At 36.4% G+C, this 13,342-nt stretch carries 14 protein-coding genes and 1 pseudogene; 11 read left to right on the top strand and 4 right to left on the bottom strand.

Features of this window, described 5'->3' with window-relative positions; translation table 11 throughout:
• Positions 1 to 234: 234 nt before the first annotated feature.
• The 3 genes from JCM12304_RS02725 (at position 235) to JCM12304_RS02735 (ending at position 2,779) form a co-directional block, all read left to right on the top strand.
• Positions 235 to 1,551 carry a globin-coupled sensor protein gene (locus tag JCM12304_RS02725; RefSeq protein ID WP_019376039.1) on the top strand — a complete coding sequence of 439 codons (1,317 nt, stop codon included), beginning with the start codon at positions 235 to 237 and terminating at the stop codon, positions 1,549 to 1,551.
• Between the two features lie 283 nt (positions 1,552 to 1,834).
• Positions 1,835 to 2,086 carry a hypothetical protein gene (locus JCM12304_RS02730; protein ID WP_019376040.1) on the top strand — a complete coding sequence of 84 codons (252 nt, stop codon included), beginning with the start codon at positions 1,835 to 1,837 and terminating at the stop codon, positions 2,084 to 2,086.
• Between the two features lie 129 nt (positions 2,087 to 2,215).
• Positions 2,216 to 2,779, top strand: coding sequence for a hypothetical protein (locus JCM12304_RS02735; protein WP_060678472.1), 564 nt, complete (start codon positions 2,216 to 2,218; stop codon positions 2,777 to 2,779).
• 59 nt (positions 2,780 to 2,838) lie between these two features.
• On the opposite strand, the gene JCM12304_RS02740 is transcribed toward JCM12304_RS02735, so the two are convergent.
• Positions 2,839 to 3,129 carry a hypothetical protein gene (locus tag JCM12304_RS02740; RefSeq protein WP_019376042.1) on the bottom strand — a complete coding sequence of 97 codons (291 nt, stop codon included), beginning with the start codon at positions 3,127 to 3,129 and terminating at the stop codon, positions 2,839 to 2,841.
• 167 nt (positions 3,130 to 3,296) lie between these two features.
• Here JCM12304_RS02740 and JCM12304_RS19860 point away from each other — a divergent pair, with 167 nt between their 5' ends.
• From JCM12304_RS19860 to JCM12304_RS02750, 3 genes are all read left to right on the top strand, one after another.
• Complete coding sequence (locus tag JCM12304_RS19860; protein ID WP_256200747.1) at positions 3,297 to 3,797, top strand: NRAMP family divalent metal transporter; 501 nt, start codon at positions 3,297 to 3,299, stop codon at positions 3,795 to 3,797.
• Positions 3,773 to 4,600, top strand: a complete 828-nt coding sequence (locus JCM12304_RS02745) for an NRAMP family divalent metal transporter (protein WP_256200748.1) — start codon at positions 3,773 to 3,775, stop codon at positions 4,598 to 4,600. The genes JCM12304_RS19860 and JCM12304_RS02745 overlap by 25 nt, the downstream gene beginning before the upstream one ends.
• Positions 4,601 to 4,758: 158 nt before the next feature.
• Positions 4,759 to 4,998, top strand: a complete 240-nt coding sequence (locus JCM12304_RS02750; protein WP_060678473.1) for a hypothetical protein — start codon at positions 4,759 to 4,761, stop codon at positions 4,996 to 4,998.
• A 157-nt stretch (positions 4,999 to 5,155) separates the two neighbouring features.
• Here JCM12304_RS02750 and JCM12304_RS02755 read toward each other — a convergent pair whose 3' ends face one another.
• Complete coding sequence (locus JCM12304_RS02755) at positions 5,156 to 6,013, bottom strand: alpha/beta hydrolase (RefSeq protein ID WP_060678474.1); 858 nt, start codon at positions 6,011 to 6,013, stop codon at positions 5,156 to 5,158.
• Positions 6,014 to 6,055: 42 nt separating this feature from the next.
• Between JCM12304_RS02755 and JCM12304_RS18915 the strand changes: the two are divergent.
• Positions 6,056 to 6,304 (top strand): annotated as a pseudogene (locus tag JCM12304_RS18915) (MFS transporter); the annotation flags it as partial.
• 217 nt (positions 6,305 to 6,521) lie between these two features.
• Positions 6,522 to 8,588, top strand: a complete 2,067-nt coding sequence (gene fliD / locus JCM12304_RS02760) for a flagellar filament capping protein FliD (RefSeq protein WP_071649334.1) — start codon at positions 6,522 to 6,524, stop codon at positions 8,586 to 8,588.
• A gap of 70 nt (positions 8,589 to 8,658) precedes the next feature.
• Here the strand turns inward: fliD and JCM12304_RS02765 are convergent, their stop codons facing one another.
• Positions 8,659 to 10,119, bottom strand: a complete 1,461-nt coding sequence (locus JCM12304_RS02765; RefSeq protein ID WP_019376053.1) for an aldehyde dehydrogenase family protein — start codon at positions 10,117 to 10,119, stop codon at positions 8,659 to 8,661.
• 16 nt (positions 10,120 to 10,135) lie between these two features.
• Positions 10,136 to 10,960: a methyl-accepting chemotaxis protein gene (locus tag JCM12304_RS20265; protein WP_051002282.1), complete on the bottom strand. Its 825-nt coding sequence runs from the start codon at positions 10,958 to 10,960 to the stop codon at positions 10,136 to 10,138.
• 343 nt (positions 10,961 to 11,303) lie between these two features.
• On the opposite strand from JCM12304_RS20265, the gene motA reads away from it, so the two are divergent.
• Genes motA through JCM12304_RS02785 form a run of 3 tightly spaced genes read left to right on the top strand, consistent with a single transcriptional unit; the run spans position 11,304 to position 13,335 of the window.
• On the top strand, positions 11,304 to 12,095 hold the full coding sequence (gene motA / locus JCM12304_RS02775) for a flagellar motor stator protein MotA (protein WP_019376055.1): 792 nt from the start codon (positions 11,304 to 11,306) through the stop codon (positions 12,093 to 12,095).
• Positions 12,082 to 12,858 carry a flagellar motor protein MotB gene (gene motB / locus JCM12304_RS02780; RefSeq protein ID WP_060678475.1) on the top strand — a complete coding sequence of 259 codons (777 nt, stop codon included), beginning with the start codon at positions 12,082 to 12,084 and terminating at the stop codon, positions 12,856 to 12,858. Before motA ends, motB begins: the two co-directional genes overlap by 14 nt.
• Before the next feature lie 15 nt (positions 12,859 to 12,873).
• A complete protein-coding gene (locus tag JCM12304_RS02785; RefSeq protein ID WP_060678476.1) occupies positions 12,874 to 13,335 on the top strand; it encodes a chemotaxis protein CheX in 462 nt (153 codons plus the stop codon).
• Positions 13,336 to 13,342 lie beyond the last annotated feature (7 nt).

A 13,342-nucleotide genomic window follows, 5' to 3' on the forward strand; every position in this document is an offset into this window, starting at 1 on the left:
TGAAGCACGGAAACAGGCAGGGAATGTCTATCATCAAGCTCATGACGGACATTGAAGCATGGAAACAGAAGCTGAATGTCTATCATACGAGTGTAAAGCCCCATTATAGCTTAAATAGAGAGTGGATGTTTTCACTGGATATTTAGTTTGAAAACATGACCTTTGTACTAAATATTTTCAGTAACCCAGCCGATATAAATATTATATCTGTAAATTAAGGGGCGTATTAACAGCATGGCAATAACATTAAAAAGAAAAAAGCTGGAAAAAGTGCAAGAGCAAACTCTTTTAGAACAAAGCAAAAAAATGAAGCCTATTTTTCAAGTTGCTAAAGGATCAGATTTGGAAAAACAGTTAAATATGCTTGATTTGACAGAAGACGATTTTGCAGTTGCACAGGCATTAAAGCCTTATGTGGAGAAAGAAAATATTGCAATCATTGATAATTTCTATCAAAATTTGGAGCATAATCCTAACTTAATGGAAATCATCGAAGCGAGCAGCTCCATTGAACGTTTGAAAAAAACTCTAAATCGTCATATTGTTGAAATGTTTTCAGGGGAGATAAGTCAAGAATTTATTCAACGAAGGAAGCGTATTGCCTTAATCCATGTAAAAATTGGTCTGACTCAAAAATGGTACATCGCATCCTTCCAGAAAATATTTGATGGATTGCTCAATATTATCATAAAAAATTTACCAAATCAGGATGACAGAGTCCTTGCTATCAAAGTTGTGACTAAATTATTGAACTTAGAACAGCAGGTGGTGTTAGAGGCTTATGATGATGAAGTGATCCGTGTAAAAGATGAAGAAGCAAAATCAAAAATGAGAATACTTGACTCTTTGGAGGGTACAGCAGAGGAATTAGCTTTACTTGGAGAAGAAACGATTGCTTCAATTACAGAAATGACTGGACAGGTAGATGTAATTACGAACAATTCAAAATCAGGCACTGAATTAGCAATAGAAGCGAAAAAAGCAGCTGATGAGGGACAAGCAAAGTTAGCAGAAATGAATGATTCCATTGAAAACATGGAGTCAGGTACAAAAAAAGTAAATCAGGATATGGCAGGATTGGAAACCACTTCTACACAAATTAAGGAAATTATTGAGATTGTTAAAACAATTGCAGAACAAACGAATTTACTTGCACTTAATGCTTCTATTGAGGCAGCCAGAGCTGGAGAACACGGACGTGGTTTTGCTGTAGTTGCTGAAGAAGTAAGAAAGCTGGCGGAACAAACCGGAAGCTCAGTAACTAATGTGACAGAATTGGTGAACAAAACAAATGAGCAGGTTTTTAATAGTTCAGCATCATTACAGGAAGTAGATGGCTTCCTCACAGATATTAAAACACAGATGGTTAACACGGAAGCAGCTTTTGGTAAAATTGATAGTCGTATGGAAAAAACACAAGAGAGTAATCAGCGTATTCAGGATGACCTTGAGATGTTTGAGGAGGCTATCGGAGGGATTGAGCAGTCAGCAGTAACAATTAAAGGATCTGCAAAACGTTTAAGTGAACTAATGGAAGAGAAGAATAGATAACTTAGGAAGCACACTTCTTTTTGAAGGGTGCTTTTTACTTACCAGTTAACTTTAGTTTTTTCTACTTTAATACATCATCTTCTTCAAATCCAATCCATGTCTACTCGAGTTTTGAAGTAATAATCCTAAAAGCCAACTTTTTAGAAAGAGCTGTTATACCAACACAGTTATAAATACCTATGTATAACTGGAAAATAATCCTATATACACTTGTTGCACTAAATTATAAATGTTATGATCAAGTTGTATTAAATTCAAGATAACTTGATAAGGAGGGAACAGGTTGACCAAGGAAATGATGGAAGATCTGTTACATTCTATCACGCAATGGCTGGATGAATTAAAAGATATAAAGGAAAACGGCCAACAAATTGATGAACTTTATTCAAATCTAGAAACAGAAGCATCTAATCTGGAGAGTCACCTTCAAGGGCTTCAGCAAAATATTAAGCAATTGGATAAAAAGTTAGCAATGGTGATAGAAAGAAGAATGACAACCGGGACAGAAAAGTTAATAGCACGGAGAGCATTTTAAAGAAGTAAAAGCGTGCGATATGCAGGCTTATTTTTTTTGAAGTAAGCTACAGCAGCCCACCTTTTTGTCTTAGACAAAGTTTGATAGAATAAAATAAATACCGATCCAACATATGAGGAGGTAAACGGTATGAATACTTTTGCGCAAGCTCCGATTTGTCCTAAATGCAAAACAAGGCAGACATATATCATTGACCCTGACAACCGAAGTAATCAAGCGCTCCCTCCAAAAACACAATTTGAGCCCGTTATAGAGGGTAATAAAGAATATTATTGCATGGGCTGCGGAAATATATGGACCAAATATGAAGGGAGAAAGCCATATCAAAAAATAAAGTCTATCTATGCATATATAGGAGGGTATTCTGGTCCTGGTTTTCAAATAAGAGTAAATATAGAACAAAAGAAATTATCATACACTTCTTTCTTATTTAATGACAATGTAGATAAAGAACACAGAAAAATACCATCAGACTATGAAATAAAAGCTTTTCTTTCCGAACTGTATGAATGCAGCTTCTTAAATTGGGCTGATAGATACGACGATTTCTGTGTGTTGGATGGCACCTCCTGGCGTATTGAGATTGAACTGGATACCCATTGTGACATTAAGTTGGGTAGTAATCATTACCCTGCCACATGGAAAAAATTTTGTAAAGCTGTTGCAAATCTGAGCGGAAGAGAATTTTATTAGTTTATAGAAGAAAAATACTCACTATTATTTTCTATTGTCCTCCTTGGTTTCCCGCGAATCTAACTAACAAGGAGGCTCTTTGCTTTCTTCTCACATATTCTTTCCAGTTTTCTACGGCATTTCTCCTCATAAAAAGGATTGTCCAACTTGTTCGTTTTTATCTTACCAATCTTCTTCCTCACTTCCGTATTATGAATAACAATGTCGTGTATTTCCCCTTTCTGAAGAAATTCCTGAAACCATTGCTTTTTCTTTAGTTGTTGTATGTTTTTTTCTATATCTTCCTCTGTCACCTTTTTGAACTCGTAGCTTTCAAATAGGAAAATCAATACATCAATTAATAATCCCATATGACAATTCTCCTTTGTATGGTTTTCTATTTCTAATACGTAAAAGTGAGGTAAAGGTTTCGAATTATATTTAATATTCATAAGAGTAACGCGCTTTATGTCGGCTAAACACAATGAATAATCTATGAAGTGATGCATTTTCTGCTATCATCAAAAAAACTTTTAAAATGAGAAGGCATATATGGTGTGCAGATAAGACTGATTCATGGTATTATTCACCGTATATTGACTTTTTAGAAAAGATGATTATTTGTGGGGTGGAAGTTGTGAAAAAGAAGCGCTTTCTAAGCAAATTAAAAAACATTGGACCAGGAGCAATGGTCGGAGCGGCAATTATTGGTCCAGGAACGGTGACGACTGCCTCTCAGACCGGAGCTACTTTTGGTTATACATTAATCTGGGCTATTGTTTTCTCCATTATAGCTACAATGTTTTTACAAGAAATGACTACAAGGCTGGGAGTAGTGTCTCGAATGGACATGGGTACTGCATTTCGTCGTCAATTTAGTCATCCACTATTAAGAGCAATTACAGTTATTCTAATAGTTTCTGCAATCACAATCGGTAATGCAGCATATGAAGCGGGGAATATTACAGGAGGAGCTGTTGGCCTGGGAGCAATGACTAATATCCCGGTTAATGTTTGGGGAATTATAACAGGATTGTAGCTGGTGCATTACTTTTAATTGGCAACTACAAGGTAATTGAAAAAATATTCATTGTGCTAATTGTGGTAATGAGTATTAGTTTTGTACTCACTGCAATTGTAGTAAAACCAGACATAGCAGCAATGGCAGCTGGTTTTGTTCCAAAAGTGCCAGATGGAACTGCAATTCTAGTCATTTCTTTAATTGGTACCACCATTGTTCCATACACTCTATTTTTACAGTCTGCCACTGTGCAGGAACGCTGGAAAGGTAAAGAAGGATTACACGAAAGCCGTTTTGATATTATTGCTTCACTACTAGGAGTAATGGTTGTGTCTATTTCAATTATTGTTTCAGCTGCAGTGGCATTTCCACTTGGTACTGGGATTAAAAATCCTGCTGATATGGCGTTGCAATTGGAACCTATACTAGGAAGCTGGGCAAAATATGTCTTCTCGGTAGGAATATTTGCAGCAGGCATCACTTCCTCCATGACAGCACCACTTGCTGCAGCTTATGCTACCACAGGTATACTTGGTTGGAAACAGGATATGAAATCAAATCGGTTCCGAGGTATATGGGCTTTCATCATTCTAGTAGGTGTTATTTTCTCAGGTATGGGTTACAGTCCATTAGATTTAATCCTTTTTTCACAATATGCTAACGGGCTTATACTACCAATTATTGTGTTATTCTTTCTTCTGGTAATGAATAACAAAAGGCTATTGGGTGAAAATATGAACCGCACATGGATGAATATTGTAGGTTGGATAATTTTTGGTATTACTGTGCTTTTAACATTAAATGCATTTAATATTATATAAAGAAAATCTGTATAGCATCTCTAAAATACCCAGTAAGAGCAAAACCTCTTTATTTCTCTTAAGAAAAAATCATGCTATCCTATAAGAACAACCAATCAATCAACCAATTTATAGGATAAGAAGGCTAATAGAAAGAAGGTTGTAGAAGGAGGGATACTATGTCTCTAGATAAGGAAAATGAAAAGAAGCGTTTGGAATTACAAATGAAGTGGTGTGAGCAGAAGGACTATTTACTTGAAAAAATAAATGAGAAGTTGGAGGAAATGAAGTCCATTGCAGTATACGCTGTAGAAGAAGAACTCTCTGCTTCAGAAAGACAAGAATTAAATGAACAACTCAATTATTTGAAAGTAGAGGTGGATATGCTGCAAAGTCAAATGCAGCCTACGATTCATTAATAAAAAAAACACCATAAAGACTTTAGCAACAAGTCTAAATAAGTTCCAAACATATAGTTAACTTAATTAGTATATTAGTAAACAAATACATACATAACAAAACTGCCAATCTAAAAAGGATTGGCAGTTTTGTTGCTATCGCTTCCACATACACGATCTAATTTTCAATAAGTGTGTTCCGTAAGTAGGTTATTACACTTTCAATTGCTTGAACTGCCACTTGGTTTTCCATTTCCATATCAAATGAATGCTTTCCACCAGGGATGGTTATCAATTTATTTGGCACATTAGCCTCATCTAACATACGTGCCATTTTAATGGATTCTTCATAAGGCACATCCTCATCTGCATCTCCATGGAGCAACAATGTTTCAGGAAAATCATTGTCTATATTTTTAATAGGACAATAGATGTCAAGCTTTGAAGTTTCCATCCCTGCTACATAGTCAAGCCATTTCCCTTGTTGCCTGCAATAAAGATAAATAGCATACCGTTTCTGTATAGGGGAGGATGAAATAACTTCATTCCGGATGAGTTGCTTTGCAAGCATTTCAGGTACAGAAGTCATCTTGGTATAATGAAGGCTTGGATTTCGATACCAATCACCAGTTATATCTCCGTAACCATAAAAAGAAACGATTGCTTTTGGTCTAACTTCAAACGTACCAGATAAAAGAGCAAGGTAACCCCCAGCAGAGCTTCCAATGACAGCAATTTTTTCCCTGTTAAAGTCAAACGGTGCTTTCTTATATAGCCAAATCAACAGATCCTCTATATCTTCCTTTATACATGGAAGCTTTGTTTCCGGGGCAAGTCGGTAATCAACAGAAAAGACGTGAAATCCTGCCTCATTATACATTTGAATTTGCTTTTTGTTCATATCGCTTTTTGTACCCCAGATTAAACCTCCTCCATGAATATAGACAAGTAATGGAGCATACTGTTCACTCGTTGGATGAAGTTCCCCTTTTATTTCGCAATTTTCTACTGTCTTATAAACATAGGTCACTTCCATTTTAAATCATCTCTTTCTTCAAATAAACTCACATATCTAACTATAGCAGTTGTTGCAGATAACGCTCCAAAACATGCGTATGGAACATCCTTTGGTGTATACAATTTCATTGGTATGTGTGGCTCTATCTTGGCTCCGTATATCACAGGTTACCTTACAGATGTAACTGGAAGCATGAATATAGGTTTCTATTTTGCAGCAGCTTTATTGATAATTGGTACAATCGCAGTACTATTCATGGATGAATCAGAAAGTCCAAACGTAGATGAAGCCTTAATTCATGAAAAATAAAATAATGATAGTTGAACAAACTGCTTCTTGATTGCTTAATGGCATATAAGAGCAGTTTTTATATCTGTTAATTTTGTTAACTATACTGCTGTATAGATATCACACTTTTAATTAAACTTTATTTAATAACTGCCGATATATAAATTAGAAAACTGTAAAATCAATTAAACTGCTATACTATAAGAAACTAGCACGTAAAACTATAGAGGTGAATAAAATGAGAATAGGCGGACTTGCTTCAGGGATGGACATTGATTCCCTTGTAGCTGACCTAATGAAAGCAGAGCGTCTACCAATGCAAAAAATGCAACAAGATCGGACATGGATGACATGGCAACGGGATGCCTTCCGAGAAGTCAATACAAAATTTCTTAACTTTCGATCAGAGCTTACTAAAATGAAATTATCGACAACTTTCCGGTCAAGAATGACATCAACAACGAATGAAAATTATGTATCTGCTACAGCTACAAGTGCAGCTGGATTATCATCGTATACTATTTCAGATGTGAAAAAACTGGCGACTGCTGCAACGAAAGTGAATGGAGGGCCCGTGTTTCAGGATGCAAAATCAATTGATACACGCAAAAGCTTGGCAGAATTGCAATCCAGATTTTCGAATACTACTGATTTTAAATGGGAGCAGGGAAGCGTTAAAAAAGAGACCGTCAACGTAGATAAAGAGGGAAGTGTTTTTAAACTTAATCTGCAAACCGGCACAAATATTAAAAATATAGAAGAAATGTCAGTAAAGGTAGGAAATACATATTTTAAAGTTGTAGACGCTGCCGGGAATACTAAGCCTTTAGAAGGCGAGGTTTTGATTGATAAAGGAACTGGTGAGCTGACTTTTAATGAGCCATTAAAAACGGGAAGCGATATAAAGGTAAATTATACAACAGATTTACAAATCGATACGATGAAAACGGGAGCAGAAGGTAAGACGATTAAGCTATCGAATCAGGGGATATCTGAAGACGAGTTTGAAATGAAAATAGGCGGTGAAACATATAAAGCAAAAGGTGGGAACATTTATTTGTCGACTGATTCTAGCTTTGCCAATCCCCAGGGAACTATAAATACAGAAACAGGCGTAATAACTAGGAATGAAGCAATTCCTAAAGATACCGATGTAGAAGTAACATATAAATACGATTACACAAGCTTCCGTGTAGGTGCCCATACAAAAGACGGTGAAAAAGAAGAAGCCTTTAATATAAAAGCAAGTCAATCCTTTGATTCTATGATTAGTCAGGTGAACAGTGCGAATGTCGGTGTAAGTATGTTCTATGACTCTGTTAAAGGTCAAATGACACTGAATCGGACGGAGACGGGTAACTTTAATGGCAACGAACATGGTAGCACTGATTATTCGACTAATGATCAAGAAATCATTACAAAAGGCACGTTCATTCAAAATCAGTTGCAGTTTTCCACCGGTACAGAAACGGGTGGCACAGATGCTCACTTTACCATTAATGGTTTGGAAACAACCAGGAGTTCCAATTCTTTTACTATTTCAGGGGTTACCTTTAATCTAAAACAAACCTTTTCTGGAGAGGATGTGAAAGTAAACATCTCAAATGATTCCAACACCGTATTTGAAAATATCAAAGGTTTCGTGGAAAAATACAATGAATTAATTGGTGGTATTCAAGATCGCTTGCAAGAAGACAGGTACAAAGATTACCGGCCATTAACAGATAAACAACGGGAAGAAATGAGCGACAAACAACAGGAGTTATGGGAAGAAAAATCGAAAAGTGGATTACTTCGCAGAGATTCGACATTATCAAGTGCACTAAATGATATGCGACGTGACTTCTATACACCTGTAAATAATGGCGAGATCCCTTCTGCGATGCAACAATTAGCTAGTATTGGTATCAGCACAACTGCCAATTATTTAGAAGGTGGAAAACTGGAAATCAATGAGGCTAAATTAAAAAAAGCGATTGAAGAAAATCCGGAAGCGGTAGAAAAGCTGTTTAAAAATGATGGAACTGGCTATGGTCAGCAAGGAATTTTGGATAGATTAACAGATACAGCCAATAAAGTAATGGATACGATTAAAACAAAAGCAGGGAACACATTTCAAACTGAAAACCAGTATACAATGGGAAGACAGTTGGATGATCTCAAAGATCGTATATCTTCTTTTGAAAAGCGACTTGTTCAAGTAGAGGATCGCTATTGGCGACAGTTTACAGCTATGGAAAAAGCAATTCAAAGAGCAAATCAGCAATCCATGTATCTTATGCAGCAATTTGGTGGAGGCATGTAAATATGGGATTAAAAAGAAAGCCCCTGCAATTTGATTAAATGCAGGGGCTTTCTTATATATATTACTAAGACTAGGAGTAAGGATATTGTCTTGCTTTATGCTGAATACTAATCCATTTTGTAGTAGTGAAGGCATCTAGACTCCAGTCTCCATTCAGACGACCTAAGCCGGAATTTTTCACCCCACCGAATGCAACATTTGGTTCATCATTTATTGTCCCATCGTTTATATGAATCATCCCTGTGTCCATTTGCTTGGCCAACTCTGCTCCTCGTTCTACATTTCTAGTATGAATGGCTCCACTAAGACCGTAAAGACTATTATTTGCATACGAAAGTACCTCTTGGTCATTTTTTACTTTCATAATACTTACAACTGGCGCGAATAATTCTTCCTTCGCTAACGACATATCAGGTGTGACATTCGTAAATACAACTGGTTCCACAACATTCCCCTTAACTTCTCCTCTAATTACAGGGACAGCTCCTTCCTCTATTCCTTTTTCTATGAGCGCCACGGTTCCTTTTACTTGCTGTTCATTTATTAAAGGCCCTATGATGGTGCTTGGATCGCTTGGATCGCCGCATGTTAATGTTGCCACTTTGGCTGTGTATTTATCTACAAATTCTTGATAAATTGCTTCATGAACAATTAAACGATTTGCAGACATACAAATTTGTCCCTGGTGAGTAAAGCGACTGAAAACTGCAGCGCTTACGGCTAGGTCAATATCTGCGTCTTCAAGCACAACAAGTGCACTATTGCCTCCCAATTCCAAGTGTGCTTCCTTTAAATGTTTACCTGCAACTGCTCCGATGTGTTTTCCAACCTTCGTTGAACCTGTAAAAGATATGGCACGAGGTATCGGGTGTGCTACAAAGTGATCACCGATTTCCGATATCTCAGTTGTGATAACGTTAAGCAGACCTTCAGGTAATCCGGCTTCCTCAAAAATCTTCGCAATCATCGTTCCGCCGGTAATAGAAGTATGTTCGTGTGGTTTAAGAACCACTCCGTTTCCTGTTGCTAGAGCTGGCGCAACTGATTTCATAGAAAGGAAAAACGGAAAGTTAAACGGACTTATTACTCCGACTACTCCAACAGGGACACGATAAACTCGGTTTTCTTTATGATCAATTGGAGACGGAAGAATTTTTCCATCCATTCGAAAAGGTAGTGTAGATGCCTCCTTCATAATATTTTTTACCAGACCAATTTCAAATTCGGCTTTCAATCTTGTTCCGCCAATTTCATTTATTATAATTTCTACGATTGATTCATGTTTTTCTTCTATATAAGAAACTGCTTTTTCAAATACTTCCCTTTGTATTACAGGATTTGTGTTTTTCCATTCTTTTTGTACATGATTTGCTGATTGGTATGCTTCATCCAAATCCTGAAGGCTAGCAGCTTGATAGTTTGCTATAATAGCATCGTTATATGGATTTTTATTTACCATCTGCTGGTTGCTTGACCCATCACGCCATTTACCAGCAATGTAATTTCCTTTTAATAGATTAAATTGATTCATATCTTTACACCCCTGTTCAATTTTTCACTTCGATATTTTCTTTCGCCATATCTGCTAATGTATGAATATTACCGTTTATCTCCTGCATGGTGGCAGTTAATTCTTCGATTGCCGCAGATTGCGTATCGGACTCAAGATTTGCATCCTGAATATGTTTACTTAAATTTGTAATAACTTCCTTAATTGACTCGGTTATATTGTGTATCTCTGTCACTTGTTCTTTTGAACTAGTTGCCATCTTTCTAATTTCATCTGCAACTACAGAAAAACCTCTTCCATGTTCGCCAGCTCGAGCAGATTCAATTGCGGCATTTAAGCCTAATAGATTACTTTGATCAGCTATTCCCTTTACTACATTGGATACTTTTTCTATTGTGTCTACACGTTTATTAACTTCTGTAGCTTTTTGAGAGATTTCATTCATATTACCGGCAAGGTCGGTAATAGAAAGAGCCATATCCTGAATGGTATTAGTTACATCATTAAATATTCCGGATAAATTAGATGCTACATCTGATAATTGATTTGCTTTATCAATACTTGATCCAATCCCAACCCCTCCTATTACATTACCCTTCTCATTGTGTAAAGGAATTGCCCTAGCAATAAGATGTACACCAAATAATTCAGGAGGTACAGTGGCAGCTTGTTTTTTATTTAATCGAATTGCCTGAGTAACAATATCTCCTTCCATTAATGGATCTCCAGGATTTACGTTTAGAGAGAAAGTTTTTGCCGGAAAGTTTATGATTAATTTCTCTGTGTCATAGATTCCCACCGTGATATCATCGTTTACAAGTGTTTGAAGAAAAGGTGCTACCTCAATGAATGATGATAACATTGGGTGGTAATTTGTTTCGTTTTCAATAACTGAATTCAAATTAAATCACTCCCGCCGTATTTTTTAACGTACTAACATAGTATCGGAATAAACTCTCATAACATGTAGTATTTGGTAAAAACAAGATTATTTGAAAAACTTTAAATATCTATTTGTGGATTTTAAAGATGAACATCTAATAGTCTTAATATTTTTTTTTTGCTTAAATTGTTCATTCTTTGTCAGATTATGCCGATAAATATGAGGAGTAAACACTGGTTCTTTATACCCTTCATAAAAAAACCTTTAGATAATGAGTGATGGTTGTTATATAAATGAATCAGTTAAAATTAGGGGGTCACATATGGATAAGACAACAATAATTGGTTTATTTTTAGGTGTAATCGCGGTAGGGGTTGGAATGGTGATGAAGGGTGTCCCTATAACGGCTTTAGGCAATCCGGCAGCAATCCTTATTATATTCGTTGGAACAGCAGCTTCTATTTGTATTGCATTTCCAATGAGCACTGTTAAAAATATACCAACACTTTTCAAAATTATTTTTAGTAAAGATCAGAATCCTGAGAAAAAAGAATTGATTCAACTATTTACCAAATTAGCTGAACAAACACGCAAAGAAGGTTTGCTTTCAATGGAGACACAAATGAAAGAATTTGAGGATCCATTTTTGAATACTGGTTTACAGTTTGCGATTGATGGTCAAACACCAGATTTTATTAAGGAAGTCTTAATTGAAAAGATTGAAGCGATGGAGAGTAGACATCAGGAAGGGATTTCAGTCTTTTCTCAAGCAGGAACCTATGCACCTACATTAGGTGTGCTGGGAGCAGTAATAGGATTAATTGCAGCATTAGGAAATATGCAGGATATGGATGTGCTTGGGCATGCGATATCAGCAGCGTTTATAGCTACATTATTTGGAATTTTTTCCGGGTATGTGCTTTGGCATCCGTTTGCAAATAAGCTGCGAGAAAAGTCGAAAAAAGAAGTTGAAATTAAAGAGATTATGATCGAAGGCATTCTTTCAATTTCAACTGGAGATTCAGCTATTGTAGTACGAGATAAGCTTGGCTCTTATTTATCCACAAAAGAATTGGTTCAATTGAAAGAGGAGCAGGCAAATGAGCAGGCGTAAAAAGAAAGATGAACATCATGTGGATGAATCCTGGCTTTTACCGTACTCTGATTTACTGACATTATTATTAGCTCTATTCATTGTGTTATTTGCAATGAGTGAAGTAGATACCCAAAAGTATAAAGAACTCTCCCAGGTCTTCAGTAATGAATTCTCCGGGGGGCAAGGTATTCTTGAAGAAAAGGATCCAACAGAGCAGCCTTTACCTGCACCCCAGCCAGAGCAAGAAAAAGAGAAAAGTAAAAATGAACAAGAAAAAAATAGTGCAATGGAAAAAGAGCAGCTTCAAAAAGTAAAAGAGAATATAAATGCTTATATTAAGAAAAAGAATCTGACCGATGTACTACAGACACAGCTTTCTGATGAGGGATTACTCATTACGATATCTAATGATTTCTCATTTCACTCCGGAAGTGCAGATGTGAATAGGGAAGGCAAAAAAATAGCGAAGGAGATATCGGGCTTTCTGCTTACAGACCCTCCTCATCAGATCATTGTAAGTGGACATGCAGATGATTTACCTATTCATAATGAAGAATTTTCGTCAAATTGGGAGTTAAGTGTAATGAGAGCTATCCACTTTATGCGTATTGTTTTAGAAAATGAGCAGCTTGATCCAACAAAATTTAGTGCAAAAGGATTTGGAGAATATAAGCCAGCAGTCCCGAATACATCCGAAGCAAATAGAGCAGCTAATCGGCGTGTCGAAGTTCTCATTTTACCTAATTACAACCTTCAAACAGGAGAAAAAAATAAAAACTAAAAGGGGTATACAACTATGCCGATAACAATAGAGGAAAGAAATAAAACAGTTACAAGTTTATTAAATGGAACGAACAAAGCCTTAGCATCTATTGTGCCGATCGATTTTTCCATGAGCAAGCCCAAATTACTTGGTAAATCATTACACCTGCAGTTTGGTGTACTAATTGGTATCACTGGTGATATAAAAGGTAAATTAATTTTAGCGGGCGATCAATCCATGTTTGGAGCAATTGGTGAGAAAATGTTTGGTATGCCATTGGAAGGTGAAATGCTAGCTTCCTTCAGTGGAGAGTTAGGAAATATGCTAGCCGGAGGAATAGCTACAAATATAATTCAGGATGGGGTTAAGACAGATATTACCGCTCCTACCATTATGCAAGGAAATACGACATTAACAGGCTATGAAAAAGCGCTACATTTACCTGTGGCATTCCTCCATAGTGGAGAAATGGATATATATTTATTACTAGATTGATTGGTCA

It is taken from the genome of Virgibacillus halodenitrificans JCM 12304 (genome assembly GCF_001310895.1).
Taxonomy (GTDB): Bacteria; Bacillota; Bacilli; order Bacillales; family Amphibacillaceae; genus Virgibacillus_Q; species Virgibacillus_Q halodenitrificans.

Excerpts from the sequence above, each read along its gene's own strand:
- JCM12304_RS20265 (WP_051002282.1), bottom strand. The coding sequence starts at position 10,960 with ATGTTATCATCATTCATTGAGGTAGCACCTTTTCTTCAAACACTTGTA.
- JCM12304_RS02725 (WP_019376039.1), top strand. The coding sequence starts at position 235 with ATGGCAATAACATTAAAAAGAAAAAAGCTGGAAAAAGTGCAAGAGCAA.
- motA (WP_019376055.1), top strand. The coding sequence starts at position 11,304 with ATGGATAAGACAACAATAATTGGTTTATTTTTAGGTGTAATCGCGGTA.
- JCM12304_RS02740 (WP_019376042.1), bottom strand. The coding sequence starts at position 3,129 with ATGGGATTATTAATTGATGTATTGATTTTCCTATTTGAAAGCTACGAG.
- JCM12304_RS02750 (WP_060678473.1), top strand. The coding sequence starts at position 4,759 with ATGTCTCTAGATAAGGAAAATGAAAAGAAGCGTTTGGAATTACAAATG.
- JCM12304_RS19860 (WP_256200747.1), top strand. The coding sequence starts at position 3,297 with ATGAGAAGGCATATATGGTGTGCAGATAAGACTGATTCATGGTATTAT.
- JCM12304_RS02765 (WP_019376053.1), bottom strand. The coding sequence starts at position 10,119 with ATGAATCAATTTAATCTATTAAAAGGAAATTACATTGCTGGTAAATGG.
- JCM12304_RS02755 (WP_060678474.1), bottom strand. The coding sequence starts at position 6,013 with ATGGAAGTGACCTATGTTTATAAGACAGTAGAAAATTGCGAAATAAAA.
- fliD (WP_071649334.1), top strand. The coding sequence starts at position 6,522 with ATGAGAATAGGCGGACTTGCTTCAGGGATGGACATTGATTCCCTTGTA.
- JCM12304_RS02785 (WP_060678476.1), top strand. The coding sequence starts at position 12,874 with ATGCCGATAACAATAGAGGAAAGAAATAAAACAGTTACAAGTTTATTA.
- JCM12304_RS02735 (WP_060678472.1), top strand. The coding sequence starts at position 2,216 with ATGAATACTTTTGCGCAAGCTCCGATTTGTCCTAAATGCAAAACAAGG.
- motB (WP_060678475.1), top strand. The coding sequence starts at position 12,082 with ATGAGCAGGCGTAAAAAGAAAGATGAACATCATGTGGATGAATCCTGG.